Origin of the sequence: Parasynechococcus sp. (assembly GCF_042954245.1) — a bacterium.
Classification (GTDB): Bacteria; Cyanobacteriota; Cyanobacteriia; order PCC-6307; family Cyanobiaceae; genus Parasynechococcus.
In genome coordinates, this window is record NZ_JBGKDP010000043.1 from 1 (window position 1) to 26,516 (window position 26,516).

The window sequence follows — 26,516 nt, forward strand, 5'->3', positions numbered from 1 at the left end:
CTGGGCCGAAGCCACAAAAAGGTGCGCTGACCTTACAGGCAGTTGCGGGGGTTGGGGCAGCTGCCTTGGACCCGTTTAAGGACCTCCCCGTAGGCCTCCATCACCCCACCGAGATCCTTGCGGAAGCGGTCCTTGTCCAAAATCCGGTCCTCGGCATTGCTGTTGCGGCGATCCCAGAGCCTGCAGGTGTCAGGGCTGATCTCGTCGGCGAGCAGGAGTGTTCCATCCGATGCCAGCCCCAACTCCAGCTTGAAATCCACCAGTTGCAGATCAAGCCCTTCAAAAAACGTCAAGAGCACAGCATTCACCCGGCAGGCCAGTTGTTCAATCGCTGACAGTCGCGCCGGGTCTGCCACCCCCAACAGCCGCACGCGCGCCTCAGTCAGCAGCGGATCGCCCAGGGAATCATCCTTGTAATAGAGATCCAGCAGGGCGGGTTCAATGGCTGTGCCCTCCGCGATCGGCGTCTGACGGCACAGCGATCCAGTGGCGGTGTTGCGCAGAACCACCTCCAGGGGAATGATCTCCACCCGTCGCACCAGCATCCAGGTCTCCCCGGCCAGACCGCAGTAATGGGTCGGCACCCCCTCACGCTCCAGCAGCTCGAACAACCGTGCTGAGATCTGGCAGTTCAGCCGACCTTTGTCGTCCAGCTGGGCTTTCTTCTGAGCATTGAAGGCGGTGGCGTCGTTTTTGAACTCCACCAGCACCCGGTCGGAATCCGTGCTAGCGAACACCCGCTTGGCTTTGCCTTCGTAAAGCAGCTCTCCGTGATCGGGCGTCATGGCGACGGTGCAACGGCTGATGGTCTTACATCAGCATGGCCTCCGGGATCCCGCGGTGAACGCAGGAGGGGATCGGGTTCGGCCTCCGGCTGCAGTTGCTGGAGCGAATAACGATCGTTGAGAACAGTGGCCAACCGTTGGATCCGCTGCCGCGGCCGCTCGCCATCGCCCCCAGCCACCAGCTGCAGTTGTAGCTGTTGATGCAGCAGGTCCATGGCCAGTCCCCAGGCCGCCGCGGCCGCCGCTTGATCCAAAGCGGTTTCCAGCAGTTGATCCGCCTGCTCGAACTGATCGGCATCGAGCCATTGCGCCGCCCGCGCCAGTCGTTTCGCCCCCTGCACGCCCGTCAGGTCCCCCAGCAGCTGCACCTCCACAGCCACAGCGTTGTGGCCCAGGGCCGCTTCATGCAAAGCCAGCTGATCCAGCCCATTGACCTGATCCGGCAACAACTGATCGGGGAACAGCGGCGCATCCAGAGCCTTCAGGTTGCCATCCACCCAACGGCGCAGGGCCAAAGCCGCCTGGCGGTGATCCAGGGCCGCTGCTGCTGCACGCCAGCGCAGCAGCAGCCACTGACGCCGTTCATCGCCAACCCGCGGGCTGTAGCGGTTGAGTACCACCGCCGCGGCTTCTGGAGCACCGCAGCTCATCAGGGCTTCAGCGTTCGCCAGCACCAGCTCCAACGCGTCGATGACCGGATGCAGCTCCAGAAGCCGATCGCGCAAGGCCTGGCGACGGCCATCGGAGTTGACGATGCGGGGGTCAAGACAAGCCTGCTCCGCCGCGGCCAGATCCATCTCAGCGAGAACGATCTGAAAGCGTTCCTCGCGCATCACCTGCGGATCCAGGGCTGCCGTGACAGCAGCCAGAAAGGTGAGGGCGAAGGGGAAAAAGGGAGTCCCCATGGTGGGCTGCAGTCTACAAAGGAAAACATATGAGGCCCAAACCGTTCCTCCCGCAACCATGGCCATGTCGTCCACCCGTCCCAACACGCTGCCCGCCCTCCAACGTGCCCTCGTCGTCGGTGGCGGCGGCAGGGAACAGGCCCTGGCCTGGGCCCTGGGCCGTTGTCCTGGCCTGGAGACAGTCTGGACCACCCCTGGCAACGGCGGCATTGAAGGCAGCGCCCTGGCGGTGGGCGAAACCGATAGCGCTGGGTTGATTGCGCTTTGCCAGCAGAACGCCGTCGACCTGGTGGTGGTGGGTCCGGAAGCACCGCTGGCCGCTGGCGTCGCCGATGCCCTGCGTGATGCGGGCTTTGCCGTGTTCGGCCCGGGAGCAGTGGGTGCCCAGCTGGAGGCGAGCAAAGCCTGGGCCAAGCAGCTAATGCAAGAAGCGGGGGTCCCCACGGCTGGCCACTGGGCGGTGACCAGTGAAGCCGATGCACTGGCGGTGTTGCAGGAGGTCCAACGTCCTCTGGTGGTCAAAGCCGATGGCTTGGCCGCTGGCAAGGGCGTCACGGTGGCGGACACCGTGGAGGAATCGGAAACCGCCATCCGCGAAGCCTTTGAAGGGCGTTTCGGTGCTGCGGGCTCCCAGCTGGTGCTGGAGGAGCGAATGGAGGGCCCTGAAGTGTCGGTATTCGCCCTCTGCGATGGGGAGCGGATGGTGCTGTTGCCACCGGCACAGGACCACAAACGCCTCAACGAAGGCGATCGGGGTCCCAACACCGGCGGCATGGGCGCCTATGCCCCCGCCCCACTTCTGGATGCCGAGGGCCTGGAGGAGGTGCGCCGCATCGTGCTCGAGCGCACCCTCAAGGCCCTGCGCCAACGCGGTATCGATTACCGCGGCGTGATCTATGCAGGCCTGATGATCACGACCGATGGCCCCCAGGTGATCGAGTTCAACTGTCGCTTCGGCGATCCCGAATGCCAGACCTTGATGCCTCTGCTCGGTCCTGAGATCGGCGCCGTGCTGCAGGCCTGTGCTCTGGGCCGCCTCGATCTGGCCCCGCAACTGAGCCTTGCCGAACGCTGCAGTGCCTGCGTTGTGGCGGCTGCAGAGGGCTACCCGGAGGCTCCCCGCAAGGGCGATGCGATTCGCATCGACCTCGCCCCCAGCCCAGACCATCAGCTGTTTCACGCCGGCACCCGCCGCGACAGCTCCGGCGAACTACTCACTTCAGGAGGCCGGGTGCTGGCCGTCGTCGCCCAGGGGGATGACTTCGATGCCGCCTTTGCCGGGGCCTACAACGGCCTCAATCAGCTGGATTACGCCGGAATCACCTACCGTCGAGACATCGGCCATCAGGTGCGCTCTGGAGGATGACCAGCGGCAGCGGAGCAGCAATCGCTGATTGGGCGCTTCCCCCCAATGGCAAGCCGCCAGGGAGCGACCAGAACCTCTGGGACCGCATCAACTCCTGGTGGGCGGAATTCACCCTTCAGACCAAGCTGCTGGCGATTGCCACCCTGGTGGTGAGCCTGATGATGACGGGCATCACCTTCTTTGCGCTGAACGGAATTCAGCGCGATGCCGTGATGAACGACACGCGCTACGCCCGGGATCTGGGCTTGCTGCTGGCCGGCAACGTCACCGAACTTGTGGCGCAGGGGCAGGACCGTGAGCTGGCCAACGTCGCCGAAAAGTTCTGGCGCTCCAGCCGCAGCGTCCGCTACATCTTCTTCGCCGATCCCGAAGGCGTTGTCTATTTAGGGATCCCCATCAGCGCCACCCCCAGCAGTGGCGATGGAGGACTTCGTCTCAACCGACGGCTGGAACTGCCCGACGAGCTGCGTCGACGCCCCCAGAACCCACTGGTGCGACAACACCTCACACCCCAGGGTGCCGTCACCGATGTGTTCGTCCCCCTGATCCGGGGTAAGCAATACTATGGCGTTCTCGGCCTCGGGGTGAACCCGAATGAGACCGCCCTGGCCAGTGCCGCCCTCACCCGGGAGGTGACCGTGGCCGTGTTCATCTCGATCTGGGTGCTGGTGATCCTGGGCGCGGTGTTCAATGCCCTCACCATCACCCGACCGGTGAAGGAGCTACTGCGGGGGGTTCGCTCCGTCGCCTCCGGCAACTTCGGTGCCCGGGTTGACCTGCCGGTGGGCGGGGAATTGGGGGAATTGCTCACCGGCTTCAACGCCATGGCCTCCCAGCTCGAGGCCTATGACGAGGCCAACATCGAAGAGCTCACCGCCGCCCAGGTGAAGCAGCAGTCGTTGATCGCCACCATGGCCGATGGCGCCATGCTGCTGGATGCCGACGGCCGCATTGTGCTGGCCAATCCAACGGCGAGGCGTCTGTTCCGCTGGGAAGGACGCAGCCTGGAAGGCCAGGAGCTGGTGGGGGAACTGCCGGAATTGCTAGCCATCGAGCTGCACAGTCCCCTCGATGCCCTGCTCGGTGGCGCGGCAGACAGTGAAGACCTGCGTTGCAGCGTGGGGGAACCGGCACGCACCCTGCGCATCGTTCTGCAGGCGGTGCGTGATGCCAGCGGTGAAACCCTCAAGGGCATCGCCGTCACCATCCAGGACCTCACCCGCGAGGTGGAGCTGAATGCGGCCCAGAGCCGTTTCATCAGCAACGTCTCCCATGAACTGCGCACGCCGCTGTTCAACATCAAGAGCTACGTCGAAACCCTGCACGACCTCGGCGATCACCTCAGCCCCGATGAACAGAAGGAGTTTCTCGGGGTCGCCAACGACGAAACCGATCGACTTACCCGGCTGGTGAACGATGTGCTGGATCTCTCCCGGCTGGAATCGGGGCGGACACTGCAGTTCGAGCCAGTCAGCATGCGCCCGGCCATGGAGCAGACCCTGCGCACCTACCGGCTGAATGCCGAAGATCGCCAAGTAGAACTGGTGCTGGATGTTCCCGAAGAACTGCCCGAAGTGCTGGGCAACTGGGACCTGCTGCTTCAGGTGCTCGACAACCTGGTGGGAAATGCCCTGAAGTTCAGCTGCCCCGGCGGCCCCCTGGCGCTGCGGGCCTATCCCTGGCCGGACGCCTGTTCAGTGGAGGGAACAGCGATCACCAGCAGTGATGGACCCACCTGCGCCCTCACCTCACCGCTGCCCAAGCTGAGGGTGGAGATTGCCGACACGGGCTGCGGCATCAGCAGCGCTGATCAGGAGCGCATCTTCGATCGCTTCTTCCGGGTCGAAAACGCCGTTCACACGGAAGTGGGCACCGGACTTGGTCTTTCGATCGTCCGGGGGATTCTCGAGAAACACGGCGCCCAAGTGCAGATGGCGAGTGAGCCCGAGGTCGGCACTACCTTTTGGTTCGACCTGCCCCTGGCAGAGGCCGACAAGGATGAACTGCAACTGCAGGCGGAACGGCGCAGCCGCAACGCCATCGCCGAGGCCGTCGAGCTTTAGGTCAGTCCTCGGTGGAGACGCCGCGGGCGATGCGCGACAACTCGCTGCGCTCATCGGTGGTAACCCGATGGGGCACACCGGAAATGATCCGCTCGAAGTTGGAGAAGGAATCCTTGATCTGAGGGCCATTGCCAGTGATCACAAATTCGCGGATGCCCTTGTCGTGCCATGAACCGCGCATCTTGAACACGTTCAAGGCGCGGGCCATCTCGCCGCGGATCTCCACATACTGCAGCAGCAGGATTGTGTCGGTGATCGTGGAAATGTGGGAGTCGGTGATCGAGTGGCTGCCCATGAACTCCTCGGAGGTGTTCGTGAAGAAGCCAGCGATCTCCTCCTGCTTGGCGTAGCCGGTCACCCCGATCACGAACTGACGGAAGGCGTTATGGCTCACACCACGCGCCAAGGCGGAGAGGGAATCGATCGCCATCCGCGATGGTTTGAACTGGCTGATCTCCGTCTTGATGATCTGCATGTGATCTTCAAGGCCCGTGGATTCGGGGTAGGCGCAAATGATCTTGAGCAGCCCGTCCTGCTCCATCTGCTCGAAGTCGATGCCCCAGCTGGTGCCGTTACGCAGTAACTGAGCCCGCGATTCCTCATAGGCAAACAGGATCGCGCGTTCCTTGTTGCGGCAGGCGTCTTCAATGAATTTTGAGACGAGCATCGTCTTGCCCATTCCGGTGGCTCCGGTGGCCAGGATGATCGAGTCCTTAAAGAAACCACCGCCGCACATGTCGTCCAGCCGCGGCACGCCGGAACTAACCCGAACGTTCGAGGACCGCTGGGTGAGGCGCATGGCCCCAAGCGGGAAGATGCTGATGCCGTGGGTCCCCATGGTGAAGGGGAACTCGCCCTTCATGTGGGTAGTGCCCCGCAGCTTGAGAATCTCAACGGTACGGCGACGCCGCTCTCCCTCGAGCACGTTGCGCAAAATCACCACGTTGTCGGAAACGAATTCCTCAACGCCGTAGCGGGCGATTGGGCCGTACTCATCGATCCGTTCGGTGGTCATCACCGTGGTGACGCCGATTTCCTTGAGTCTCGCAATCAACCGAAAGATCTCCCGGCGTACCACGAACACAGCGTCGTACTGCTGGAACACCGCCGTGATCGAGTCAATGGCGACGCGCTTGGCTTTGTATTTGCGGATGGCGTAGTTAATCCGCTCGATCAAACCGGAGAGATCAAAACTGCCGGCCACGTCCTGACCATCAGGGTCCGGCGAAGCATCGAGGATGAATAGCTTGTCCTGCTCGACCATTTCCTGCAGATTCCAGCCGAAACTGACGGCGTTGCGCAGGATGTCGAGGGGAGATTCCTCGAAGGTGACGAAGATGCCGGGTTCGTCGAACTGCTTGATGCCGTTGTGGAGGAAGTGCAGCGAGAACACCGTCTTACCGGTGCCGGACGTGCCGCTGATCAGCGTGCTGCGGCCGATCGGCAATCCGCCTTGGCACACATCATCAAAGCCCTCGATCCCTGTCGGGAGCTTTTGAACCTGCATTTGAGGCTGACCGCTGGTCGGAGGGAACTGCATGGCAACCACCTATGACTTGACCGTAGTGAGCAGGAGATAAACCGTGCTGGAGCGCACCATGTCGCTTAAGGATCTGAAGAAATCGTCGTGTCGGTCTCCTCATCAACCGAATCAATCAAACTTGAGTTGAGCGGCGTATCGGACAGCTCGTCGTAAAGCAGATCCAGACCGATCAGCACTCGCTCCCGATCGGACAAGTCGCCGATGATGCGTCGCACCGGTGGGGGAAGAATCTTGGACAACGTGGGCGTTGCCAGGATCTTGTCCTCCTCCGCCAGTTGCGGATTTTTAAGCACGTCAATCACCTTGAGGGCATACACACCCCGGAATTCGGTCTCGAGGATGTTGCGCAGCGTTTTCAACGCCCGCATCGAATTGGGCGTGTTGCCCGCCACGTAGAGCTTGAGGATGTAGGTCTTGCGGGGACTCATGACGACTCCTCCGAGGCATCGAACTGATCCGTCGGGCGACGTACACGGCTGGAGGCCGTGCCCGACAGAGGAAGGTCCGGCGGAATGGAGCGCCGGTACATCTCACACAGATGCGCCATCACGTCGAGAAGCGCAAGGCGGTAATCCTGAAGAAAGTCATGTTTGTGGCCCTCCAAACTCAGTTGTTTCCAGAATTCATCGATCAGATCCACGTGGATCTCAACGGCGCGGGTGATCGGCAGATCACTGAAAAAAGCGGTGTTGACAAAGCTTTCCAAGGCCTGATTGGCCGCAGCCGGATCGCTGAAATAACTCGCCAGCAGGTCCCGATAGGTGCGTTGGAGCGACAACAGCAGATCCCGGCGCTCCTCGGGGGGCAGGCTGCCCAGGAAGCGGGATGGATCTCGCTTGTAAAAGACCCCTAAATAGCCAAGTCGCTCCTGCAGGCGGTCGGAGAGGTTGCTGACGGCACGGGAGGAGGAGGAGCTGCTGTCGTCCTGGCGTCCATCGGCACGCCCCTGACGCAGAAAACGCGAGATGGCCGCGTCCACGTTGTATCCAAGTTGGGCCAGCTGGTCGTCGGGCAGATGCAGCTCTTCGGGGTGGTAGTCCACCTGCCCCTTCACCTCCCCAACAATCACCGCGGGGAAAAGCAGACCCGCCGCCAGCAATTGCTCCTTGGCCTCAGCGTCGAGCAGGCTCTGCTCGAGCACCACAACGTCAAAATCGTCCTGCCGGGGTCCGAGAACAGCCTCCAGAGTCTCCCCAGCAGCAACCGTCAGAACAACAGACTCGTAACGGTTGGCCGGCAGCCATGGGCGGCAGGCTTCCACCAAAGCTGGGCTGGCCAGCACGAGAGCAACAGTGAGGGCCGGCCTGGCCATCCGAGCATCCGGAACGTCGAGGTATCTGAATCTTGACGATGGGGCGCGTCAGAGACGAAGATCTTTGTTTGTCTTCCGATTGCGGGTCAGGCCTCAATCGGTTCGCCGAGCCTGAACGCGCCTTTTCACCTTATGGCCGACACCAAACCAGCCGCGGAACAGAGCGGGAGCTACGCCATCGTTGAGGCGTCGGGCACCCAGATCTGGCTGCAGCCCAACCGCTATTACGACATCGATCGGCTTCAGGCCGAGGTCGACGACACCATCAAGCTCGAGAACGTTCTCCTGGTGCAGGACGGCAAGGGCACCACCCTGGGCCAGCCCTACGTCAAGGATGCCACCGTGTCGCTGAAGGTGATGGCCCATCGCCGCGGACCAAAGGTGATCGTGTACAAGATGCGCCCCAAAAAGAAAACCCGCCGCAAGAGTGGTCATCGGCAAGAACTCACCCGTGTGATGGTTGAGTCCATCTCCGTGGGCGACAAGGCCATCAGCTGACCTCTCCCCCTCGCTCCATCAACCGCCCCACCAGTACTTTTTTCATGGCACATAAAAAAGGCACAGGCTCAACCCGTAACGGCCGCGACTCAAACGCCAAACGCCTTGGCGTGAAGGCCTACGGCGGCGAAACTGTCACCGCCGGTTCCATCCTGATCCGCCAGCGCGGCACCTCCGTACTGCCCGGCGTCAATGTCGGCCAAGGCAAGGACGACACCCTGTTTGCCCTCATTGATGGCATCGTGAAGTTCGAATCGATCCGCCGCGGCCTGCGCAACCGCAAGCGCATCAACATCACTGCAGCGGTCTGAGTTTTCAAGCCATCATTACCGCAAAGCCCCGATGCCTGTTGGCATCGGGGCTTTTTTGTTGCCTCCCTTTTATCGCTCCAGCCTCAGGAACGCCTGTACAGCCGGGCCGTGATCAGCAGAGGGTGAAACACCTCCAGGAATTGGGCCTGCAGAGTGCGGAAGAACCCATCCACTAGGGCCGGATCATCGAAATGGAAAGGGTATTCCCCTTGATGCCCTTTGAAGAAGTACCAGTTCAAAAGGGCGATGGCCCCGGGCGCCATGCGCTGGTGAAACTCCAACAACTGCGCCGAAGGATCCGGCAGGTGTTCCAGCACATCGAGGCAGACCACCGCATCGAAACGCACATCGCCCGTGCTGCTGAGGTCACGATGTACCGAGAACTTGTCCGCCAGACCCAGACTTTCCGCCCGTTGCCGCACAAAGGCCTGGTTGTGGGGATTGAGATCAACAAACCAGACATGATCGACCTCCGGTAGCGCCGCCGCAGAGAGGGCGTGGGTACCGATGCCACCACCGAAATCCAGCACCTGGCCCTGCACCGCCATGCCCTGCAACCGCAGGGTGTCCGCGATGTAGTCCGCACTGGAGAGATGCCAAGCCGCCAGCTCCAGCAGGTGCCCCGTGCCCACCGTGTCCTCATAGAAAGCAGTGGCGTCCTCCGGCCGGAACGCACCGGGGTGCAAGTCCGCTAAGTCGTCGGTGCTGCTGGGCAGACGCTGCTCGAGCTGGTCCAGCGTCAGGTCGAGATAACGGCTGAGGTGTTGTTGGATGCCCAAACCGTCCGCCAGGAAAGCGGAGACGTCCACATCCATGCTGCTGCGAAGCTGGGGCATGGATGGGCTTCAGGGCGCGGCCAGCCTACGCAGCCGCCGGAATGCAACAGTCAGGGCACTCCGCTCCCAGCTCCGGTGAACGGCCCCTTCGGCTTCGTGGTGATCGACAAGCCCGCAGGTCTCACCTCCCATGCCTGCGTCAGCCGGCTTCGCCGCAGCTACGGCCTCAAGCGCGTGGGCCATGGCGGCACCCTCGATCCTGCCGTCACCGGGGTGCTCCCTATTGCCCTGGGACCGGCCACCCGATTGCTGCCCTACCTCCCCGGGGAGAAGACCTACACCGGGGTGATTCAGCTGGGCAGGCACACCAGCAGCGACGATCTAGAGGGAGAGCTGTTGGAGCAACAGGCCTGGCCATGCTTCAGTGAGGCCGAGCTGAACTGCAGCCTGGACGCATTCCGTGGCGCGATTGAGCAGCGTCCGCCGCAGGTCTCCGCCATCCATGTGGATGGCGAACGGGCCCATGCCAGGGCCCGGCGCGGTGAAGCCATAGATCTGCCGCCGCGGGCCGTGACCGTGCACAGGCTGGAGCTGTTGCACTGGGATGCCGCCCAGGGGCAGCTGGGCATCGAGGTGCACTGCTCCGCCGGCACCTACATCCGCTCGATCGCTCGGGATCTGGGGGCCAGCATCGGTTGTGGAGGCTGTCTGGCCTCCCTGCGCCGCACCCAGGCCCTGGGGTTCCATACGCACCAGGCCCATCAGCTGCCGGAACGAGATGCTGCACTGCCTGATCCCCTGTCTCCGCTTCTGGCCCTGGGGGCCCTGTCCCGGCGTGATCTCAGCGAAGCCGAACAGATCGACTGGCGCTGCGGCCGTCGCATCGCGATGGATCCCGGTGCTGGAGAGGCGGTAGTGGTGTGCAATGCGGATGGAAGCATGGCCGGCATCGGCCACCGCGAGGGCGAAGGTCTGTTACGACCCAAGGTGGTCTTCGATGCAGCAGGCTGAAACCAACCGCTCGGTCAGTACTCTCCGAACGCATCCCGCCCTGACCTGACGCGATGGCAGGCCACAGCAAATGGTCTCAGATCAAACGCACCAAGGCCGTCGTCGACGCCAAACGAGGTGCGGTGTTCACTCGGCTGGGACGGGAGATCATGGTGGCGGCCCATGCCGGAGCCGATCCCGCCGGGAATTTTCAGTTGCGAACGGCCATCAGCAAAGCCCGCGCCGCTGGGGTGCCCGCCTCCAACATCGAGCGCGCCATCGCCAAGGGGTCAGGTCAGGCCAGTGATGGAACTCAACTGGAGGAGGTGCGCTACGAGGGCTATGGCCCTGGCGGCATGGCGGTGCTGGTAGAGGCGCTCACGGACAACCGCAACCGCGCCGCGGCGGATCTGCGGCTGGCCTTCAGCAAGAACGGCGGAAACCTGGGGGAAAACGGTTGCGTGGCCTATCTGTTTGAGTACCGCAGCGAAGTGATCCTCAACGCCGGCCCTGACGACGAAGAACGGCTGCTGGAAAGCCTCCTGGAGCTGGACGCCGATGGCTATGAGCTCTTGGACAAGGACGTCATGGTGCATGGCCAATTCGAGGCCTTGGAGAGCCTTCAGGACGGCTTGCGGCGAACTGAATGGGATGTGCGGGAGTGGGGCCATCACTGGTTCGCCCAGACCAGCGTCTCTGTGAGTGATCCCGAAACCGCCCGCAGCTGCCTCAAGCTGCTAGATGCCCTCGAAGGGCTCGACGATGTGCGAAGCGTCAGTGCCAACCTCGATCTCGCCGACGGGCTGGAGATCGACTGACGACTCCTTGAAGTTTGTCGTCAGCAAATCCGCACCAAAGCTTGAGGTCCTGAGCCCCGATCGACCCCAGCGCTAGGCCGAAGACATCCCTTCTGGAGGATCGCCATGTCCATGAAACAACTGGAGACGTTCATGTCGCGGGTGCAGAGCAACGACTCGATCCGCGATGAGGTGCAGCGCTGCGGCAAGGACAACTCCTGCGTGGTCAAGGTCGGCGCCAAGCACGGCCATAAGTTCTCCCCCGCTCACCTGAGCCGCTGGCAAAAGGAACACTGAAACCCGATCAGGCCGGTGGCTGGCCCCCCTCAGGGGGACTCGGTCGCCTTGTCATCCTCGCCATCGGGTTGCTGACGAATCATCCGCGCCAGCAACTCCAACTTGGCGTTTTCCGATTCCGAGGCCCGGGTGGCCATCCAGGCACTGGCCGCCTTCTGCTGGGCCAGCTGCTGCACCAACGCCAGGGCCGTCTCGCGCAACTGCTCAAGGTCCTGACAGTCCTGAATGAAGCGCGTCCAGCGTTCCGCCTCAAAACTCTGCTCAAGGCGCCGTTCCACGGGGTCGATGCTCATCGCCGCTGCTCTCGGCTGTCTAAGCTAAAGCGGCTGCATCGCATCAGAGCCAGACATTGGGATGGGTCAGCAGCCAGCTAGCGGGCAGCGCAGGATCTGGCTCGCTTAAAGCCAGCAGCCGCTTGAGGATGCCGGCCTTGGCAGCGCCGGTCACCACAAGATGTATCTCAGCGGCCTCGAGGATCTCCCACAGGCCGAAGGTGATGGCCTGCTGGGGCACAGCCTCAACGCAACCGTCGAAGAGCACCGCGTTCTGCTGCCGGGTCGCAGGGGTCAGCTCCACCTCATGGCAATGCTGATCAGGAGGACAGGGGGGCTCGTTGAAACCGACATGACCATTGCTGCCGAGCCCCAGAAGCTGCAGGCCAATGCCCCCGCAACAGCTGAGCTGCTCGACGTTACGTCGAGCAGCAGCGGCTCCATCAGCGGCGGTGCTGTCGGGAAGATGCACCGCTGAGGCGGGCAAGCCCAACGGTGCAGCGAGGTGGTGGGTCATGTAGGCCCGGTAGCCCCGGGGATCTTCCGTTGAGAGTCCGAGGTATTTGTCCAGGTTGAAACTGCACCATCGGGCGCGCAGGGCCTCCAGCTCATCGGCAGACCACGACAGCAGCCGTTCCACCAGGATGCGATACAGCGGCTCCATCGTGCGTCCCGTGGCCAGGCCCAACGGCTTCAGGGGATCAACCCCCTGCCAACTGCGCAGATGATGCTCCAGATGGATCGCCAGCACAACGCAGAGATCCGTGTCACTGGAATGGCGTTACAGATGACAGGGAAACCGTGCCAAAGGGTGAAAGCGGCACGTCTCTCCAAAGTGGCTTTATTGGGGGCTGCAGCGCCAGCAATGGGTCGTGGTGCGGCCGGTAGGGAACGACCTCAGCCCCGCGATAGTAGTGCTGAAGAATCGAGCGGAAGTCGGTCCCCTGCTCTGCCAGACCGTGGGCTCCCCACTGACTCATGCCAACGCCATGGCCATAGCCCTGGCCCTTCACCAGGAGCTGGAGGCCGCCAGCAGACCAACGACGCACCGACGTCTTGCTGACCAGCACCGGTGGAGGGGCCACCAACAGGGGCGGCCATCCTCCCCACTGGCGACCCACCGATGCCGTGATCCGATCGATGCGGGAGCCACGGCGAGCGGTTGCGGTCACCCGTCGCACCGGAAGCTCCACGGAGGGCAGTTGCCCCCCGATCACCATCTCAAAGTTCACCAGAGTGCTTTTGAGACCCAACCGCTTGCGCAGCTCGCTGCCGCTGAGTACCAGCGATCCGCGGGGACCGCGCACGCGGGCCTGGCGCACGCGACCGCTGCCGGAGCGACTCAGCACCTCAACGACCTGGAGGCCACCGGTCTCGGGCAGCCGCTGGCGCAACCCGGCAAGATCAAACCATTGTTCCCAGCGGTGCACCGGGCTGTGCTGGTCATGATCGGGAACACTGACCAGATAGGGATGCTGGCGGCGCCAGACCATCCCGCTCGCCTCGGTCACCCCGCCAGAACTGCTGTGGAAGACAGCATCGATCAGGCGACCACCGTGTACGAGTACCAGCGAACGGGTGCTGCCCACCGCCTGCCGGGTGCTCGGGGTTTCGGACTCCACACCGCGGTACACCTGACTCGCCACCGTGGCCTTCACATCCCAGGCACTACCGCGGCTGCGTTGTTTCAGGGCATAGGTGCGTGCCGCCACGGCCTGAGCCTGCAGGGCGGCCAGGGGCCAGTGGTGGGGCATTTCGCTGCCGACAACACTGGCGAGATAGGTCTCAACGCCCAGGCTGTTGATCACCCGCAAGCGTCCACCTTGGCCGCTGATGTGCAGCACCCCGCGGTAGCGACGGGAGCCCAGCCAGATGCCCCGTGGGTCGTCGTTCTGCACTGTCGTCAACAGGGTGCTGGAGGCCAGCCGCATCGAACGGCCATCCACAGTGGCGCTCAGGCGAGTTCCTCGAAGGCTGAGCTGCAGCCGCTGCGGCCGTCGCTCACCGCCGGGGAGTCCCTGCACCCGTAGCGGCTGTGCGCCATCGGAGCGCAAGCTGACCTGGTTGTTCTCCAGCAGCAGCACGCGCATCTGCGGCTCGCGGCCGCGGGCCATCCCCGCCGGCGATGGAACGATCACAGCGACGAGCACCAGCCCGACGGCAACGGAGGCGCGGCGCACGCTGGAGATCAAAAGGCGTCCCAGTGTGACGCCTGATCCTGGGTTCAGCCAGATGGCAGCATGAGCCCTGAGGAGCACCGGCCTTGCAGGTCACTTTTCTCGGTACGAGTTCTGGGGTACCCACCCGGGCCCGAAACGTTTCAGCTGTGGCTCTGCGCTTGCCGCAGCGCTCGGAGATGTGGCTATTCGACTGCGGCGAGGGAACCCAACATCAGTTTTTACACAGTGATCTGCGGCTGTCGCAGCTGCGCCGGGTGTTCATCACCCACATGCACGGTGACCATGTTTTCGGCCTGCCTGGACTCCTCGCCAGCCTCGGACTCGCCGGCAGCAGCCCCGCAGGGGTGGATCTCTATGGGCCGGACCCGCTGGAGAGTTACCTCAATGGTGTGCTGCGCACCAGCTCCACCCGGATTGGCTATCCCCTCGCCATCCACCGGGTCAGGGATGCAGCCGAACAGGGCACGCTGCTATTCGAGGACGACGACTTCATGGTGCGCTGCACCCCGCTCACCCACCGTGTGCCGGCCTACGCCTATCGCATCGAACAGAAGCCCCTGGCCGGTCGCTTCGACATTGAGAAGGCACGGGAACTCAACATCCCACCAGGGCCCGTCTACGCCCAGTTGAAGCGGGGTGAAACGGTGACCCTGGAGGACGGTCGCAGCATCGATGGCACCAGCCTCTGCGGTGAGAAACGGCCCGGTGTGAGCGTCGTTTATTGCACCGACACCGTGTTCTGCGAGGCAGCTGTAGAGCTTGCCCGGGGGGCGGACCTGCTGATCCATGAATCCACCTTTGCCCATGGAGAGGCGGAGATGGCATTCCAGAAACAGCATTCCACCAGCACCATGGCTGCCCAGACGGCCGCCGAAGCGGGTGTGGGGCAGCTGGTGCTCACCCACCTCAGCCCGCGCTACGTGCCGGGCAACCCGGTAACGCCCCAAGACCTGTTGGATGAGGCCAAGGCGATCTTCCCCAACACGCTGCTGGCCAAGGACTTCCTCAATATTGACGTCAAACCACGCTGCAACAGTTCGTGATCCGGCCACAGAGGGTCACTTCCCCGTGATACAAGGGCTTGGTGCGGTGAATGCGTCACACCCGCTTACCTTCATGGCCTCTGTGTTCTCTTCCTTGCGACGGTCCCTGAAGGGCCTTCTGGTCCTCATCCCGGTGCTGATCGGTTTGGCCGTTATCTCTCCGGCTCAGGCGGCCCAGTGGGACACTGAGACCCTGACGGTTCCGGCAGATCCCTCCGGCACAGAGGTGACCTTCAGCGATCGCGAAATCGATGCTGGCCGCAAGGTGTTCAACACCAGCTGCGCCACCTGCCACGCCGGTGGCATCACCAAGACCAACCACAACGTGGGTTTGGATCCTGAGACCCTGGCCCTGGCCACCCCGGCCCGCGACAACGTTGAGGCCCTGGTCGATTACATGAAGGACCCCACCTCCTATGACGGTGAGTACAGCATTGCTGACCTGCACCCGAGCATGCGCGACGCTGAGCTCTACCCCGCCATGCGCGACCTCGATGATGAGGATCTGCGCCTGATGGCCGGCTACATCCTGGTGTCACCCAAAGTCCAGGGCAGTGCCTGGGGCGGCGGCAAGATCTATTTCTGATCGGCTCCTGCCGATCAACTCTGATTAAAATTGTTTGTCCCCGGCGGCCTCAGGTCGTCGGGGCTTTTTGTTGGGGACTCACTTGCTCAGGAGCCATGGAGTTGGGATGGCGGCTGTACCACCACTCCTGCAGACCCCGGCCGAAGCGAACGGAGAACAGGGTCAGCACCGTGGGCGTGGGTCGTCCACCCGGTTGCAGCAGTTCCACCGCGTAGGAGGGGCAACGCCGAGCAGCCAGGTCAGGCACAAACCGCCGTCCGATCCGTCGCCAGCTCGGCTCTTTGCTGCGCCAGGCCAGGCGACAGCAAGGCCAGGGCAGTTCTTCGCGATCAAACAACCGGCAACAGGGCCCGATGACGCGAAAGCTGTACTGACCGCCGGGGCTGGTGTGAACACTGCCGGGCTCCAGAAGATCGTCGACTTCGAGGCGGCTCACGGCAGGAGAAGACAAGGGACACGGATGGAAGACGACCAGGCCAAAAAAAACCACCCCCGAAGGGGTGGCTGAGGACACGTCCAGTGAAGGACAGAGGCTCAATAGAGCTCTTCTTCGGCGTGAGTCTTGATGGTGCAGTCGCTGGTGGGGTAGGCGACGCAGGTCAGCACGAAACCAGCTTCGATCTGGTCGTCGTCCAGGAAGCTCTGGTCGGACTGGTCGACGGTGCCAGCGGTGATCTTGCCGGCGCAGGTGGAGCAGGCACCGGCACGGCAGGAGTAGGGGAGGTCGATGCCCTGCTCTTCAGCAGCGTCGAGGATGTACTGGTCGTCGGGCACTTCGATGGTCTTGTTCAGACCTTCGCTCTCGGAGACCAGGGTGACCTTGTAGGAAGCCATGATTAATGAATGCGTACAGGGTTCCGGAAATCCGGTCCTGCAGAACGACACATTTTTACTTCAAATAGGTGCTCAACTTGACGATTCCCGGGCCACTGGGGAGGAGGACCAATCGGAGGCCCCACTCTGATAAGCCTGGCTTATGGGGCCAGTGCTAGTGGCGGAGGATCTCCAGCAGCCCCCAGCGGCCCTGTTCCGCCTCGGCGGTGACCATCCAGCCCCAATCCTCCCAAGACCTCCTTCAGGCGCGGTGCCTGATCCACCAGGAGCCCACTGAGCAGAGCGCGCCAATCGGGCTGAAGCAGCCCCTCAAAACCCGGGAAGAGGGCTTCAATCACCGGAGCCAGGATGTTGCAGAGCAGCAGATGAGCGCGGCGGGGGGCGAGAAGCTCGCTCAGGGTCTCCACAGAACCGAGAGCCACCTATAACTCAGCCTCAGATCGGTCGTTAAGGCCGCGGTTGTCCGTCGTGGCACGCACCGCCAGGGAATCGGTGCAGCGGCCAGCACCGCCTTCACCCCCAATCCCAGCGCAGCAAGGGCCAGCACCCCGCTGCCGCAGCCCAGATCAGCCACAAGCGACTTCACGGGAGGCGACTGCTCCAAGGCTTCCAGACAAAGCCGGGTGGTGGGGTGGCTGCCGGTGCCAAAGGCACTGCCAGGGTTTCATCTTGATCACTAGCCGGTCGGCATGCTCCTGCGGAACCTTCAGCTAGGCCGGCAGGATCAACAGCCCCGTACCAACAGGATCGACCTGCCAGTGCTGTTTCCAGCTCAGGCTCCAATCCTCGTCGGCCACATCGTCCCAGTTCCCATCAGGAAGGCTGAGACCAAAAGGCTCCGCCAGCGGCTGCAGGCTGGCGATCAGCTCCCGCCGTTGCGGCTCCGACCACTCCGGCTTCGGGAGCCAGACCAACGGCGTCTTGCATTCAGGCGTTTCCGGCGCATGCTGCACCGCATGGCGATGCAGCCCCAGATCCGTCAGCTTCCACTCCCGTGTCCTCCAGCTCTGGAGGACACGGGAATGTGAGACGCCACCACATCAGAGCGTGACCGGGTGTGCTTCCTGGATGCCCTCGATGGCCGTGATCGTCTGCAGTAGATCTGCTGGGATCGGATCATCGATGCTGAGCACCATCACCGCATCGCCGCGCACGATCTTGCGGCCCACCTGCATAGAAGCGATGTTGACGTTGTGTTCGCCCAGCAGAGAGCCCAGGTGACCAATGATTCCAGGCATATCCCGGTGTCGGGTGAACAGCATGTGGCTGCTGGGCGTCACATTGACCGGGAAGGCATCGATGCTGGTGATGCGCAGATCGCTATCGGCAAAGACGGCACCGGTCACGCTGCGGCTGCCCTGGTCACCGCGGGTGGTGATTTGAAGTGAACCGCCAGCGAAGTCGCGGCTGCTCTCATCCTTCACCTCCAGCACCTGAATGCCGCGGGCCTTGGCCTCGAGAGAGGCATTCACGAAGTTGATGCTGTCGCCAAGGCCAGCACTGAGCAGACCCTTCAGAGCAGCAATCACCAGAGGCTGGGAAGGATGGCTGGCGAATTCACCCTGCAACCGCAGTTCCATCTCCTTCACATGGCCGCCTGCCAGCTGACTGACGAGAAGACCGACCGTCTCGGCGAGCTGGAGATGAGGCTTGAGCCGCTCCATGATCTCGGCGCTGAGGCCGGGAATGTTGACCGCACTGCGGGCCGGCAGACCCAGTAGCACATCACGGATCTGCTCCGCCACATCGATCGCCACATTCTCCTGGGCCTCTTCCGTTGATGCACCGAGGTGGGGCGTCAGCACCAGACCACGCTCCACCGCCCGCAAGGGAGAGTCTTCCGCCAGGGGCTCACTGGCGTACACATCCAGGCCCGCTCCGGCGATCACATCGTTATTGATGGCTTCAGCGATCGCCGCCTCATCCACCACGCCGCCGCGGGCGCAGTTCACGATCCGCGCCGTGGGCTTCATCGTGCGCAGCAGCTCCGCATTCACCAGGTTTTCGGTGTCCTTGGTGCGCGGGATGTGCAGGGTGACGTAGTCGGCGGTGCGGAACAGCTCATCCAGCTCCAGAAGCTTCACCTGCATCCGTTGAGCCCGGTCAGCTGCGATGAAGGGGTCGTAGGCGATCACCTCCATGCCCATGGCCTGGGCAACCCGGGCGACGTGGGAACCGATCTTGCCGAGACCGACTACCCCCAGAGTCTTTTTGTAGAGCTCGTTGCCGATGTACTTCTTGCGGTCCCACTTGCCGGCCCGCATGCCCCCATGGGCCTGGGGAATGTGCCGCGAGAGGGTCAGCATCATCGCCAGAGCGTGCTCCGCTGCAGCGATGGTGTTGCCCTCCGGAGAGTTCACCACCAGCACACCCCGCTGGGTGGCCGCAGGAACGTCAACGTTGTCGACGCCGACGCCGGCGCGGCCAATGATCTTGAGCCGGCTCGCCGCCGCGATCACCGCTGCGGTCACCTGGGTGCCGGACCGGATCATCAATCCGTCGTACTCACCGATGATCGCGATCAGCTGCTCCTCCGAGAGGCCGGTACGCTGATCCACCTGCGCCACTTGGCCAAGGATGTCGATCCCGGCCTGGTCGATCGGATCGGAGACAAGAACTTTCGTCATCGAAAGGCGCAGAACTGCCGCGGTGAACTGTAGAGATCGACATCCACCACCCCCTCCAGTTCGATGCACAGGGTTCAGAATTCAGCGCATTGGATCTGAATGCCCCATGCCCGTCTGTGTGATGGTGATGGCCGATGCTCCCGCGGCGGAAGGCCTGACCCAACGGCTCCGGGACACCGATCTGCCGCTGCTGAAGTGTCTGACGATCCCCCCAGATGGGGATGCCATCGACAAAGTTGCCCTGCTGAACCCCAACCTCACGCGCCAACAGCGGCAACGGGGCATGGCCCGCTGGCTGATGCCCTTCGGTTTCCTGGCAGGGGTCACCTTCACCAAGATCACCACCCTCACTACCTTCGCCAGCTTTGGCCCCTGGGGTGAAACCCTGATCGGCGGCCTGCTGGGTATGGGCTCCGGCCTCATGGGGAGCTACGCCGCAGCCGCCAGCGTGGATTCAGACAACGATGCAGGCGTGCGGATCCTGCGCAACCGCCGCGACGAAGGACGCTGGCTGGTGCTGCTGGAAACCCCCAATGGCATCGAGGCCCCCTGGCAAGTGATTCAAAAGTCGCGGCCGCAGCAAGTGGTTCGCCTCGACGACCTGTGATGCTGCCCCGGGAGGAGCTGCTGGCGGGGACCCAGAACCCGGAAGGGCTGACGGTGCTCGTCGATCTAGCGGAGCAGGTGTTGCGCACATGGCAACCGGCCTGGAGTCCCTTCCTCAGCGCACCGCTGCGGGAGGAAGCCATGGCTCGCCTGGGTAGCCTCAGTGAATTGACCTGGATGAGTGATGGCGGCTATCCAGGCGCCGAACGCCAACGGCTGCTCTGTCACCGTCGCGACGACAGCCCCGATGCAGAGCCCCCCGTTCAAGGGCTGCTGATCGAAGGCAATTTCCTCTTCGACCCCCTCTCCCCCGACAACCTGCGCGAAGCGTTGCAAACCATGGGCGTCGATGCAGATAACATCGGCGATCTCTGGGTGCGGGGCGATCGCGGCGGGCAAGGGGTCTGCACCCCCAGCGCTGCCGAGGCTCTGCATGGCCGCCTGGGTGCCGTGCGCGAGGTGGAGATTCGCTGCGAATCACGTCCTTTGAAGCAGTTGCAGCAGCCTGTGCAACGCAGCATCCGCACCCTGCAGAAGGTGGAGGCCTCCTGCCGCCTGGATGCGATTGCATCGGCAGGATTCGGGCTGTCCCGGGCCAAAATCGTGAGCCACGTCAAAGCTGGGCGTCTACGGCTCAACTGGGGCAACGTGCGTCAAGCCAGCCGTGAACTGGTGGTGGGAGACCGGCTGCAGCTGCAGGATCGGGGCTCTGTGGAGGTGCTCTCGCTCACCCGCACCAAACGGGAGCGCTGGCGCGTTGAACTGCGCCGCAGTTGAGTTGAGCTCCCCACCGGCTGCTACTGTTCAGCCTCGGTCGGTGAAATCACAAGATTCCAACCTGATCGATGTCGGGCGATTAGCTCAGGGGTAGAGCACTACATTGACATTGTAGGAGTCACTGGTTCAAATCCAGTATCGCCCACTTTCCCTATCGGGACCGCGTTTTCGAACTTCAGACCTTGCGATGACACGCACGATTGTCGTTGGCTTGGGTCGCTCAGGTTTGGGGGCTGCTCGTCTGCTCAAGCAGCAGAATCGCGACGTTGTTGCGTTCGAACGGGGCGATAACGAAGCCCTCCAACACACGTCGAAAACGCTCGCCGAAGAGGGCATTCAGGTGATCCTGGGACAGCCCCTGACCCTGGAGAGCTTTGACGCCTGGCGAGACAACCTGGACGCTGTGGTGATCGGCCCTGGCATTCCCTGGAATCACCCAACCCTGGTCCAATTGCGATCCGAGGGCGTTCAGGTGCGCGGCGAGATAGATCTGGCCTGGGATGCCCTTCAGCAGATCCCCTGGATCGGCATCACAGGAACCAACGGCAAAACCACGGTCACACATCTGCTCAGCCATGTTTTGGAGGCCTCAGGCCTTATGGCGCCGATGGGGGGAAACATGGGTCTCTCCGCGGCAGAGATGGCCTGCCAGATCGGCTCAGGGGCCACGCCCCGGCCGGATTGGCTCGTGATGGAACTGAGCAGCTACCAAATTGAGGCGGCGCCCGCTGTAGCCCCCAAGATCGGCATCTGGACCACGTTGACCCCAGACCATCTCGAGCGCCACGGCAGCCTGGGGGCCTATCGGGCCATCAAACGCGGGCTGCTTGAACGCTCGGAGTGCGCCTTCTTCAATGCCGATGATCCAGACCTGCGCCAACAACGCAGCAGCTGGGACCGCGGCACCTGGGTAAGCAGTGAGGGGGCGCGTCCGGATAACCAGCCCGCCGACCTCTGGATTGATGAAGAGGGCATGGTGCGCAACAACGCCAACAGATTGTTTGCGGCTGATGCCCTGGCGATGCCGGGCCACCACAACCGCCAGAACCTTTTGCTGGTGACTGCCGCCGCCCTGGAGGTCGGCCTCTCCCCCCAGCAGATCGCCGACGCCTTGCGCACGTTCCCGGGCGTACCGCACCGCCTTGAACAGCTGGGTATGTTGGCGGGAGCCAGCGTGTTCAACGACAGCAAAGCCACCAATTACGACGCAGCTGAGGTTGGCTTGCGGGCCGTGCAGGAACCCGTCGTGGTGCTGGCCGGGGGGCAGACCAAACAGGGCAATGCCAGTGGATGGCTGAAGCAGCTGCATACCAAGGCCTGCAGCCTGATCCTGTTCGGTGCGGGGGCCGATGACCTGGCCAGCCTGGCCAAAGCGGCTGGATACCCAGGCGAACTGCTGCAGTGCCTGGAGCTCGAGAACGCTGTCAAGCTGGCCGCAACGGCCGTGCAGCGGCATCAGGCCTCATCGCTGCTACTGTCACCGGCCTGCGCCAGCTTTGATCAGTACCGGGATTTCGAGGCCAGAGGGGAACACTTTCGCACCCTGATCCAACCCCTGCTGGACGTCGCCTGAGACCAAACAAACGCAATGGGATGCATCTGGGCCTAACGGTCCGATGATGGGGTGAAACAAGCTTTGAGACGTGGCTTTCTGGTTGATAAAAAGTGAACCCGACGCCTACGGGATCGATGATCTGCGTCGTGAGGGCACCACGCTGTGGGACGGCATTCGCAACTACCAGGCCCGCAACTTCATGCGCAGCATGGAAGTGGGCGACCAGGCGTTTTTTTACCACTCCAATTGCAAACCACCCGGGATCATCGGGCTGATGGACGTGATGGAGACCGGCCTGGTGGACCCCACTCAATTTGATCCTGCGGCGAAGTACTACGACCACAAGTCAAGCCCCGAGAAACCCCGCTGGGACTGCGCGCGCCTGCGATTCCTCGGCGAATTTGACGCTCTGCTCAGTCTCGACCAGCTGCGGGAGCTTTACAGCGAAGAGCAGCTGCCCGTGATCAAACGCGGCAACAGACTCTCGATCCTTCCGGTTCCCACCGATACCGCCAATGACCTCCTTTCACAGCTTGGCCAGCTCCACTGAGATTCCACTGGTCACCCTGCTGCCGAGGGCCCTGGCGTTGTGTTGGCCTGGCGGCGCTGGTGTTGATCAGCGCCAGTGGCCCTGCAGTGATCGGCCATGACCTGCGCCTGGCAGGATCCCCATGGTTGAACCTACTGGGGGACTTCTCAGTGTTAATCAGCCTGGTGCTTCCGCTGCTGCCTCTCCTGGCCCTGCTGCAACTGACGGATAGCCTTGCTCCCCGATCGACGCGACGAGCACCCCCAGCAGAGCTGGAGACAGCTGCGGCGGCGGGCCTTCACCCTGGTGCTGCTTGAGCTGGTGCTCGTGCTGGGCGGCGTTGGATTGTTCAAGTCGTTGAGCTGCGCACTCCAGGCGATGGACCATAGCCTCCAGCTGGTGCACCGCAACGGGCTCAAGGTGCTGGGGCTGCTGGGAATGCTGCTCAGCCTCCCCTATTGATCAGGGATTCCCGGCGGAACATGTTTCCGACGTAAACCCGGGTGATCTCACGTGATGCCTGACCGTTCTGCACCAGGAAGCCCGCAAGCGCCGCCTGAACCAAACGGTATTGATCCCAGTTCGGATGCCCCTCGATGAACTGGGTCATGGCCTGCTGAAGGGGCTGCGGCACTTCCGACTGGAAACTCACAACACTGGTCTCAGCCGCGGCTTGTTCAAGGCCTTCCGGCATCTTTTTTTTCGAAACGAACACTAGTTCTCCACACCATGGCGCCACCGTCAAGGGCCACCAACACGGGGCCATTCTCATGGATCTCCAGGCGAGATTCCTGCCAGGAAGGCACTCCTGCATAGGTCGGAGCGCCGGCCTAGGCGGAACCGCGCAGCCCGCCGCCATCGTCAAGCAAAAGCAACAACAAACAGGGGATTTCCACAGAAACCCAGCAGAGCTGCGCTGACGACCCATGACCTGTGGAAAAGCTGTGCAGAGCGGCAGGGAAAGACCCGGGGAAATCAATAACTCAAAAACGATTAGCTAGATTAATCAATGCTGCGAGTCCCACAACGTTCTCAACGCCGCAACGGCCGCCGCTGCCGCTGGGGCCGGCCACTCCCCCTCCGCCGCACGTCCCTCCAGCGGCGTGAGCAGGATGCGCAACTCCCATTGGTTGCGATCACCGTTCAAGCATCCCCACCACACGCCTCGATCCAGCTCTAGCTCGATCGACTCCTCTGGCATCAGTTGATCAACCAGACCCCTGTGCTGCTGCTCCAGGGTCGCCACGAGATCCACCAGATCTCGACACTCCGGCTTGGTCAACTCAAACGCCCAGCGTTCTCCCCCCACGAGAACACAATATTCGCCTCGAGAGGGGTCATGCGACACCCGCCAACCGTCCCCCTCCTGCTGAATCACAGCCGATGGATCAACCAGGCAGCAGATCGGGCTGGTCTTGCTCGTCGCTCAATTCCACAATGGCCCTTTGCACCGGCTTGACGCTGGACTCCTCAAGAAGACCGTCAAAGTCGTCGAAGCGGCGCTGTTTGGCCCGGAAGGCAATCCGCACCGTCGTCAGATAACGGTTGCTTGATTGACGAATCAAGCTTTCGCCACGCTTGGCGAGATCCTTGGAGTCAACTCCGGCCGAAAGCACAGGCTTCTTGATTAAACAACTTCAGATTAAGTGGTAGCCATCTCAGGCCAGCTGATCGGTGTGAAAGGGCACGTGCATGGGGTAAGCCCGCTGACGGGACCCTGAACGATCTGGCGCCCCATCCCCAAGGCCGCCAGGGGCAAGCGCAGATCAGCGACCAAACCACTCAATTCCTCGAGATGCGCATCGTCGATGCACTCGATGCGGAGCTGCCCCAGCTGCGACGCATGCGACAGCTCCGCAGCGGCTCCAGCCTGTCCTGCGGTTCAGGATCTTCCCGGTAGAAAGAGAAGATCAGCTGTTGCAATCGATCCATCACCGCCAGTCCCCTTAGTCTCATCCTGACTTCACCGTGCCCTGAGCACAGTCAGAGATCGCGTGGGCGAAGAAAAGCTTCAGCATTCAGACCAACGGGGCGGAACACTCGCCATCGATTTGGGGAGCACCACTACGGTGGTGGCCTACCAGGGAGCGACATCCACAACAGCCGATCTGCTGAACCTGCCCGCCATCTGCAGCCGGGCCGGTGAAATTCCAAGCCTGGTGTGGGACGCAACGCAACGGCCCCTGATTGGCCGGCAGGTGCTCGAGTTAGGCCTGAATGACTCCGTGGACAGCCGTTTGCATCGCGACTTCAAAGGCCGCATCGGTCAAGCGGATGCCCCAGAGCAGGAAGCAGCCCGCTGGGCTGGAGAACAGCTGCTTCAACAGATCTGGAGCCGGCTCCCCAGCGATCTCGCGATCGAGCGGCTGGTGCTGACCGCCCCGGTGGAGTGCTACCGGGCGTATCGCAGCTGGTTGCTGCAAGCCTGCACCACGCTGCCGGTGGCCGAGATCGCCCTGGTGGATGAACCCACAGCCGCCGCAATGGGTGCCGGGCTTCCCGCTGGTTCCACCCTGCTGGTAGTGGACCTGGGCGGAAGCACCCTGGATCTGGCCCTGGTGGCTCTGGAAGGAGGGGAAGGTCGTGCCGCACCGATCGCACAATTGCTGCGACTGGGGGGGCGCAGCCTGGGGGACAACAGCCGCCAGATGCTGCGCACAGCAAAGGTACTCGGCAAGGCGGGGCTTCGCCTCGGGGGCCGTGACATCGATCGCTGGATTGTGGATCGCTGTTGCCCGGGACAACCCGCCAGCGCCCCCCTGCTCAATGCCGCCGAACGACTCAAATGCCGGCTGAGTGACACCACCTTGGCCGAACACGAGCCCCTGATGGAGTTGGCGGTGGATGAGCAGGAGCATGTTCTCCGCCTGTCGCGCAGCGAACTCAACACCCTGCTGCTGGAGCGCGGCTTCGGAGACGCGCTCGAACACCTGCTGGAGATCTGTCTCGCCGGCGGTCGCCGCAACAACTGCAGCCTTCAGGATCTAGAGGGCGTTGTGGCCGTCGGAGGCGGTGCCCAGCTGCCCCTCCTGCGCCAATGGCTCACCGAGCACACAGCGCCAGCGACCTTGCTCACCCCACCACCGGTGGAAGCCGTGGCCCTGGGTGCGCTTCAACTCACGCCAGGGGTCGCCATTCGGGATGTACTGCAACACGGCGTTTCCCTCCGCTTCTGGGATCAGCGCAACAACAGCCACCGCTGGCATCCCCTCTTCGTGGCCGGTCAACCCTGGCCGAGCCCAACCCCCCTAGAGCTCGTGCTGGCCGCCAGCCGAACCGGCCAACGCAGCTTGGAGCTGGTGCTGGGGGAACCCATCCCCCAAAGGAGCCACAGCGTGGTCTTTATCGATGGTTTGCCGACCCTGCAGGAGCAGACCGCCGGGGAGGTCTCCCACCAGTCCTGGTCGGGCACCGAACTGGTGCTGCCTCTGGAACCCGTCGGAGAACAGGGCGAAGACTGCCTGCGGCTGCACTGGAGCATTGATCAAGAAGCGCAGCTTCAGCTGGAGATCAACGATCTGCGTTCAGGTCGGACGTGGTCTCACCCAACGCTGGGGGCCGTCCGATAAGACGTCCGTCCATAGGTCCTTGGAACGGGAGCCGTCACTCCATAAAACGGAACCAACGTTCGGCTCTACCCTTCGTGGCGGCACCGCGTCAACTGCTGCTACGGCTCTGGGGTCTTGGAACCCTTGGACTGGTGCTGGCGATTGCGACAGGTGCCTACTGGTGGGAACAACAACTGCCGGAGCGGCTGCAGAGCGCCCTCGATGCCAACGACTACGAGTCCTGCATCCGCACCAGTGAGCAACTCGCATCCCTGCGCTGGTTGGGGGAGGGGGCACCAGAAGAGCAGGCCCTCTG

The 26,516-nt window shown here is 62.8% G+C and carries 30 protein-coding genes, 1 tRNA gene and 3 pseudogenes; 17 read left to right on the forward strand and 17 right to left on the reverse strand.

Annotated features, from left to right (window positions below; all coding sequences use genetic code 11):
- Positions 1-32 precede the first annotated feature (32 nt).
- Both purC and ACGVJ8_RS01660 read right to left on the reverse strand, forming a co-directional pair.
- The gene (gene purC, locus ACGVJ8_RS01655; protein WP_392345188.1) at positions 33-785 is read right to left on the reverse strand and encodes a phosphoribosylaminoimidazolesuccinocarboxamide synthase; all 753 of its coding nucleotides are present in this window, start codon (positions 783-785) and stop codon (positions 33-35) included.
- Positions 782-1,690: a hypothetical protein gene (locus ACGVJ8_RS01660; RefSeq protein WP_392345189.1), complete on the reverse strand. Its 909-nt coding sequence runs from the start codon at positions 1,688-1,690 to the stop codon at positions 782-784. Before ACGVJ8_RS01660 ends, purC begins: the two co-directional genes overlap by 4 nt.
- A 58-nt stretch (positions 1,691-1,748) precedes the next feature.
- Here ACGVJ8_RS01660 and purD point away from each other — a divergent pair, with 58 nt between their 5' ends.
- Both purD and ACGVJ8_RS01670 read left to right on the forward strand, forming a co-directional pair.
- Positions 1,749-3,056 carry a phosphoribosylamine--glycine ligase gene (gene purD, locus ACGVJ8_RS01665; protein ID WP_392345190.1) on the forward strand — a complete coding sequence of 436 codons (1,308 nt, stop codon included), beginning with the start codon at positions 1,749-1,751 and terminating at the stop codon, positions 3,054-3,056.
- Positions 3,053-5,119, forward strand: coding sequence for an ATP-binding protein (locus ACGVJ8_RS01670; RefSeq protein WP_392345191.1), 2,067 nt, complete (start codon positions 3,053-3,055; stop codon positions 5,117-5,119). Before purD ends, ACGVJ8_RS01670 begins: the two co-directional genes overlap by 4 nt.
- 1 nt (position 5,120) lies before the next feature.
- On the opposite strand, the gene kaiC is transcribed toward ACGVJ8_RS01670, so the two are convergent.
- The 3 genes from kaiC to ACGVJ8_RS01685 all read right to left on the reverse strand — a co-directional run bounded on the left by kaiC (position 5,121) and on the right by ACGVJ8_RS01685 (position 7,974).
- A complete protein-coding gene (gene kaiC, locus ACGVJ8_RS01675; RefSeq protein ID WP_392345192.1) occupies positions 5,121-6,659 on the reverse strand; it encodes a circadian clock protein KaiC in 1,539 nt (512 codons plus the stop codon).
- 65 nt (positions 6,660-6,724) lie between these two features.
- Complete coding sequence (gene kaiB, locus ACGVJ8_RS01680; RefSeq protein WP_392345193.1) at positions 6,725-7,090, reverse strand: circadian clock protein KaiB; 366 nt, start codon at positions 7,088-7,090, stop codon at positions 6,725-6,727.
- Positions 7,087-7,974, reverse strand: coding sequence for a circadian clock protein KaiA (locus ACGVJ8_RS01685; RefSeq protein WP_392345194.1), 888 nt, complete (start codon positions 7,972-7,974; stop codon positions 7,087-7,089). The genes kaiB and ACGVJ8_RS01685 overlap by 4 nt, the downstream gene beginning before the upstream one ends.
- A gap of 132 nt (positions 7,975-8,106) precedes the next feature.
- Between ACGVJ8_RS01685 and rplU the strand changes: the two genes are divergently transcribed.
- Positions 8,107-8,472, forward strand: a complete 366-nt coding sequence (gene rplU, locus ACGVJ8_RS01690) for a 50S ribosomal protein L21 (protein WP_392345195.1) — start codon at positions 8,107-8,109, stop codon at positions 8,470-8,472.
- A 44-nt stretch (positions 8,473-8,516) separates the two neighbouring features.
- Complete coding sequence (rpmA, locus tag ACGVJ8_RS01695; protein WP_392345196.1) at positions 8,517-8,783, forward strand: 50S ribosomal protein L27; 267 nt, start codon at positions 8,517-8,519, stop codon at positions 8,781-8,783.
- Between the two features lie 83 nt (positions 8,784-8,866).
- Here the strand turns inward: rpmA and ACGVJ8_RS01700 are convergent, their stop codons facing one another.
- Entirely contained in the window at positions 8,867-9,619 is a 753-nt protein-coding gene (locus ACGVJ8_RS01700) for a class I SAM-dependent methyltransferase (RefSeq protein ID WP_392345197.1), read from the reverse strand.
- 75 nt (positions 9,620-9,694) lie between these two features.
- On the opposite strand from ACGVJ8_RS01700, the gene truB reads away from it, so the two are divergent.
- The 3 genes from truB (at position 9,695) to ACGVJ8_RS01715 (ending at position 11,643) form a co-directional block, all read left to right on the forward strand.
- Positions 9,695-10,570: a tRNA pseudouridine(55) synthase TruB gene (truB, locus tag ACGVJ8_RS01705; RefSeq protein ID WP_392345198.1), complete on the forward strand. Its 876-nt coding sequence runs from the start codon at positions 9,695-9,697 to the stop codon at positions 10,568-10,570.
- A 53-nt stretch (positions 10,571-10,623) separates the two neighbouring features.
- Complete coding sequence (locus ACGVJ8_RS01710; protein ID WP_392345199.1) at positions 10,624-11,367, forward strand: YebC/PmpR family DNA-binding transcriptional regulator; 744 nt, start codon at positions 10,624-10,626, stop codon at positions 11,365-11,367.
- A 105-nt stretch (positions 11,368-11,472) separates the two neighbouring features.
- Positions 11,473-11,643, forward strand: coding sequence for a Nif11 family protein (locus ACGVJ8_RS01715; protein WP_071823080.1), 171 nt, complete (start codon positions 11,473-11,475; stop codon positions 11,641-11,643).
- Between the two features lie 29 nt (positions 11,644-11,672).
- Here the strand turns inward: ACGVJ8_RS01715 and ACGVJ8_RS01720 are convergent, their stop codons facing one another.
- From ACGVJ8_RS01720 to ACGVJ8_RS01730, 3 genes are read right to left on the reverse strand one after another with little or no spacing between them, the layout of a single operon-like run.
- Positions 11,673-11,936 carry a hypothetical protein gene (locus ACGVJ8_RS01720; protein WP_392345200.1) on the reverse strand — a complete coding sequence of 88 codons (264 nt, stop codon included), beginning with the start codon at positions 11,934-11,936 and terminating at the stop codon, positions 11,673-11,675.
- 43 nt (positions 11,937-11,979) lie between these two features.
- On the reverse strand, positions 11,980-12,666 hold the full coding sequence (locus tag ACGVJ8_RS01725) for a 6-phosphogluconolactonase (protein WP_392345201.1): 687 nt from the start codon (positions 12,664-12,666) through the stop codon (positions 11,980-11,982).
- 16 nt (positions 12,667-12,682) lie between these two features.
- Positions 12,683-14,173, reverse strand: a complete 1,491-nt coding sequence (locus tag ACGVJ8_RS01730; RefSeq protein WP_392345202.1) for a SpoIID/LytB domain-containing protein — start codon at positions 14,171-14,173, stop codon at positions 12,683-12,685.
- A 5-nt stretch (positions 14,174-14,178) separates the two neighbouring features.
- Here ACGVJ8_RS01730 and rnz point away from each other — a divergent pair, with 5 nt between their 5' ends.
- Both rnz and psbV read left to right on the forward strand, forming a co-directional pair.
- On the forward strand, positions 14,179-15,138 hold the full coding sequence (rnz, locus tag ACGVJ8_RS01735) for a ribonuclease Z (RefSeq protein WP_392345203.1): 960 nt from the start codon (positions 14,179-14,181) through the stop codon (positions 15,136-15,138).
- 73 nt (positions 15,139-15,211) lie between these two features.
- Complete coding sequence (psbV, locus tag ACGVJ8_RS01740) at positions 15,212-15,724, forward strand: photosystem II cytochrome c-550 (RefSeq protein WP_392345204.1); 513 nt, start codon at positions 15,212-15,214, stop codon at positions 15,722-15,724.
- A gap of 49 nt (positions 15,725-15,773) precedes the next feature.
- Here psbV and ACGVJ8_RS01745 read toward each other — a convergent pair whose 3' ends face one another.
- From ACGVJ8_RS01745 to serA, 4 genes and pseudogenes are all read right to left on the reverse strand, one after another.
- A complete protein-coding gene (locus ACGVJ8_RS01745; protein ID WP_392345213.1) occupies positions 15,774-16,160 on the reverse strand; it encodes a hypothetical protein in 387 nt (128 codons plus the stop codon).
- A 98-nt stretch (positions 16,161-16,258) separates the two neighbouring features.
- Positions 16,259-16,558, reverse strand: a complete 300-nt coding sequence (locus tag ACGVJ8_RS01750; RefSeq protein ID WP_006043345.1) for a ferredoxin — start codon at positions 16,556-16,558, stop codon at positions 16,259-16,261.
- A gap of 154 nt (positions 16,559-16,712) precedes the next feature.
- Positions 16,713-17,599, reverse strand: a pseudogene (locus ACGVJ8_RS01755) (50S ribosomal protein L11 methyltransferase).
- Positions 17,599-19,185: a phosphoglycerate dehydrogenase gene (gene serA / locus ACGVJ8_RS01760; protein WP_392345205.1), complete on the reverse strand. Its 1,587-nt coding sequence runs from the start codon at positions 19,183-19,185 to the stop codon at positions 17,599-17,601. Before serA ends, ACGVJ8_RS01755 begins: the two are co-directional and overlap by 1 nt.
- A gap of 106 nt (positions 19,186-19,291) precedes the next feature.
- Between serA and ACGVJ8_RS01765 the strand changes: the two genes are divergently transcribed.
- From ACGVJ8_RS01765 to ACGVJ8_RS01790, 6 genes are all read left to right on the forward strand, one after another.
- The gene (locus tag ACGVJ8_RS01765; protein WP_114989480.1) at positions 19,292-19,792 is read left to right on the forward strand and encodes a hypothetical protein; all 501 of its coding nucleotides are present in this window, start codon (positions 19,292-19,294) and stop codon (positions 19,790-19,792) included.
- On the forward strand, positions 19,792-20,568 hold the full coding sequence (locus ACGVJ8_RS01770; RefSeq protein WP_392345206.1) for a photosystem II S4 domain protein: 777 nt from the start codon (positions 19,792-19,794) through the stop codon (positions 20,566-20,568). The genes ACGVJ8_RS01765 and ACGVJ8_RS01770 overlap by 1 nt, the downstream gene beginning before the upstream one ends.
- A gap of 73 nt (positions 20,569-20,641) precedes the next feature.
- Positions 20,642-20,713 (forward strand) — tRNA-Val (locus tag ACGVJ8_RS01775).
- Between the two features lie 42 nt (positions 20,714-20,755).
- Positions 20,756-22,141, forward strand: a complete 1,386-nt coding sequence (gene murD / locus ACGVJ8_RS01780) for a UDP-N-acetylmuramoyl-L-alanine--D-glutamate ligase (RefSeq protein WP_392345207.1) — start codon at positions 20,756-20,758, stop codon at positions 22,139-22,141.
- A 70-nt stretch (positions 22,142-22,211) separates the two neighbouring features.
- Positions 22,212-22,673 (forward strand): EVE domain-containing protein, encoded by a 462-nt coding sequence (locus tag ACGVJ8_RS01785; protein ID WP_392345208.1) that lies wholly within the window; start codon positions 22,212-22,214, stop codon positions 22,671-22,673.
- A 213-nt stretch (positions 22,674-22,886) separates the two neighbouring features.
- Complete coding sequence (locus tag ACGVJ8_RS01790) at positions 22,887-23,114, forward strand: hypothetical protein (protein ID WP_392345209.1); 228 nt, start codon at positions 22,887-22,889, stop codon at positions 23,112-23,114.
- On the opposite strand, the gene ACGVJ8_RS01795 is transcribed toward ACGVJ8_RS01790, so the two are convergent.
- The 4 genes and pseudogenes from ACGVJ8_RS01795 to ACGVJ8_RS01810 all read right to left on the reverse strand — a co-directional run bounded on the left by ACGVJ8_RS01795 (position 23,098) and on the right by ACGVJ8_RS01810 (position 24,584).
- The gene (locus ACGVJ8_RS01795) at positions 23,098-23,346 is read right to left on the reverse strand and encodes a DUF2811 domain-containing protein (RefSeq protein ID WP_392345210.1); all 249 of its coding nucleotides are present in this window, start codon (positions 23,344-23,346) and stop codon (positions 23,098-23,100) included. The genes ACGVJ8_RS01790 and ACGVJ8_RS01795 overlap by 17 nt on opposite strands.
- A gap of 312 nt (positions 23,347-23,658) precedes the next feature.
- Positions 23,659-24,030 (reverse strand): DUF1818 family protein, encoded by a 372-nt coding sequence (locus ACGVJ8_RS01800; RefSeq protein WP_392345211.1) that lies wholly within the window; start codon positions 24,028-24,030, stop codon positions 23,659-23,661.
- 10 nt (positions 24,031-24,040) lie between these two features.
- Complete coding sequence (locus ACGVJ8_RS01805; protein ID WP_025362489.1) at positions 24,041-24,268, reverse strand: DNA-directed RNA polymerase subunit omega; 228 nt, start codon at positions 24,266-24,268, stop codon at positions 24,041-24,043.
- Between the two features lie 42 nt (positions 24,269-24,310).
- Positions 24,311-24,584, reverse strand: a pseudogene (locus ACGVJ8_RS01810) (hypothetical protein).
- Between the two features lie 62 nt (positions 24,585-24,646).
- Between ACGVJ8_RS01810 and ACGVJ8_RS01815 the strand changes: the two are divergent.
- Positions 24,647-26,221, forward strand: coding sequence for an Hsp70 family protein (locus ACGVJ8_RS01815; protein ID WP_392345212.1), 1,575 nt, complete (start codon positions 24,647-24,649; stop codon positions 26,219-26,221).
- 74 nt (positions 26,222-26,295) lie between these two features.
- Positions 26,296-26,516 (forward strand): annotated as a pseudogene (locus ACGVJ8_RS01820) (hypothetical protein); the annotation flags it as partial.

Excerpts from the sequence above, each read along its gene's own strand:
- purC (WP_392345188.1), bottom strand. The coding sequence starts at position 785 with ATGACGCCCGATCACGGAGAGCTGCTTTACGAAGGCAAAGCCAAGCGG.
- ACGVJ8_RS01660 (WP_392345189.1), bottom strand. The coding sequence starts at position 1,690 with ATGGGGACTCCCTTTTTCCCCTTCGCCCTCACCTTTCTGGCTGCTGTC.
- purD (WP_392345190.1), top strand. The coding sequence starts at position 1,749 with ATGGCCATGTCGTCCACCCGTCCCAACACGCTGCCCGCCCTCCAACGT.
- ACGVJ8_RS01670 (WP_392345191.1), top strand. The coding sequence starts at position 3,053 with ATGACCAGCGGCAGCGGAGCAGCAATCGCTGATTGGGCGCTTCCCCCC.
- kaiC (WP_392345192.1), bottom strand. The coding sequence starts at position 6,659 with ATGCAGTTCCCTCCGACCAGCGGTCAGCCTCAAATGCAGGTTCAAAAG.
- kaiB (WP_392345193.1), bottom strand. The coding sequence starts at position 7,090 with ATGAGTCCCCGCAAGACCTACATCCTCAAGCTCTACGTGGCGGGCAAC.
- ACGVJ8_RS01685 (WP_392345194.1), bottom strand. The coding sequence starts at position 7,974 with ATGGCCAGGCCGGCCCTCACTGTTGCTCTCGTGCTGGCCAGCCCAGCT.
- rplU (WP_392345195.1), top strand. The coding sequence starts at position 8,107 with ATGGCCGACACCAAACCAGCCGCGGAACAGAGCGGGAGCTACGCCATC.
- rpmA (WP_392345196.1), top strand. The coding sequence starts at position 8,517 with ATGGCACATAAAAAAGGCACAGGCTCAACCCGTAACGGCCGCGACTCA.
- ACGVJ8_RS01700 (WP_392345197.1), bottom strand. The coding sequence starts at position 9,619 with ATGCCCCAGCTTCGCAGCAGCATGGATGTGGACGTCTCCGCTTTCCTG.
- ACGVJ8_RS01710 (WP_392345199.1), top strand. The coding sequence starts at position 10,624 with ATGGCAGGCCACAGCAAATGGTCTCAGATCAAACGCACCAAGGCCGTC.
- ACGVJ8_RS01715 (WP_071823080.1), top strand. The coding sequence starts at position 11,473 with ATGTCCATGAAACAACTGGAGACGTTCATGTCGCGGGTGCAGAGCAAC.
- ACGVJ8_RS01720 (WP_392345200.1), bottom strand. The coding sequence starts at position 11,936 with ATGAGCATCGACCCCGTGGAACGGCGCCTTGAGCAGAGTTTTGAGGCG.
- psbV (WP_392345204.1), top strand. The coding sequence starts at position 15,212 with ATGGCCTCTGTGTTCTCTTCCTTGCGACGGTCCCTGAAGGGCCTTCTG.
- ACGVJ8_RS01750 (WP_006043345.1), bottom strand. The coding sequence starts at position 16,558 with ATGGCTTCCTACAAGGTCACCCTGGTCTCCGAGAGCGAAGGTCTGAAC.
- serA (WP_392345205.1), bottom strand. The coding sequence starts at position 19,185 with ATGACGAAAGTTCTTGTCTCCGATCCGATCGACCAGGCCGGGATCGAC.
- ACGVJ8_RS01765 (WP_114989480.1), top strand. The coding sequence starts at position 19,292 with ATGCCCGTCTGTGTGATGGTGATGGCCGATGCTCCCGCGGCGGAAGGC.
- ACGVJ8_RS01770 (WP_392345206.1), top strand. The coding sequence starts at position 19,792 with ATGCTGCCCCGGGAGGAGCTGCTGGCGGGGACCCAGAACCCGGAAGGG.
- murD (WP_392345207.1), top strand. The coding sequence starts at position 20,756 with ATGACACGCACGATTGTCGTTGGCTTGGGTCGCTCAGGTTTGGGGGCT.
- ACGVJ8_RS01795 (WP_392345210.1), bottom strand. The coding sequence starts at position 23,346 with ATGCCGGAAGGCCTTGAACAAGCCGCGGCTGAGACCAGTGTTGTGAGT.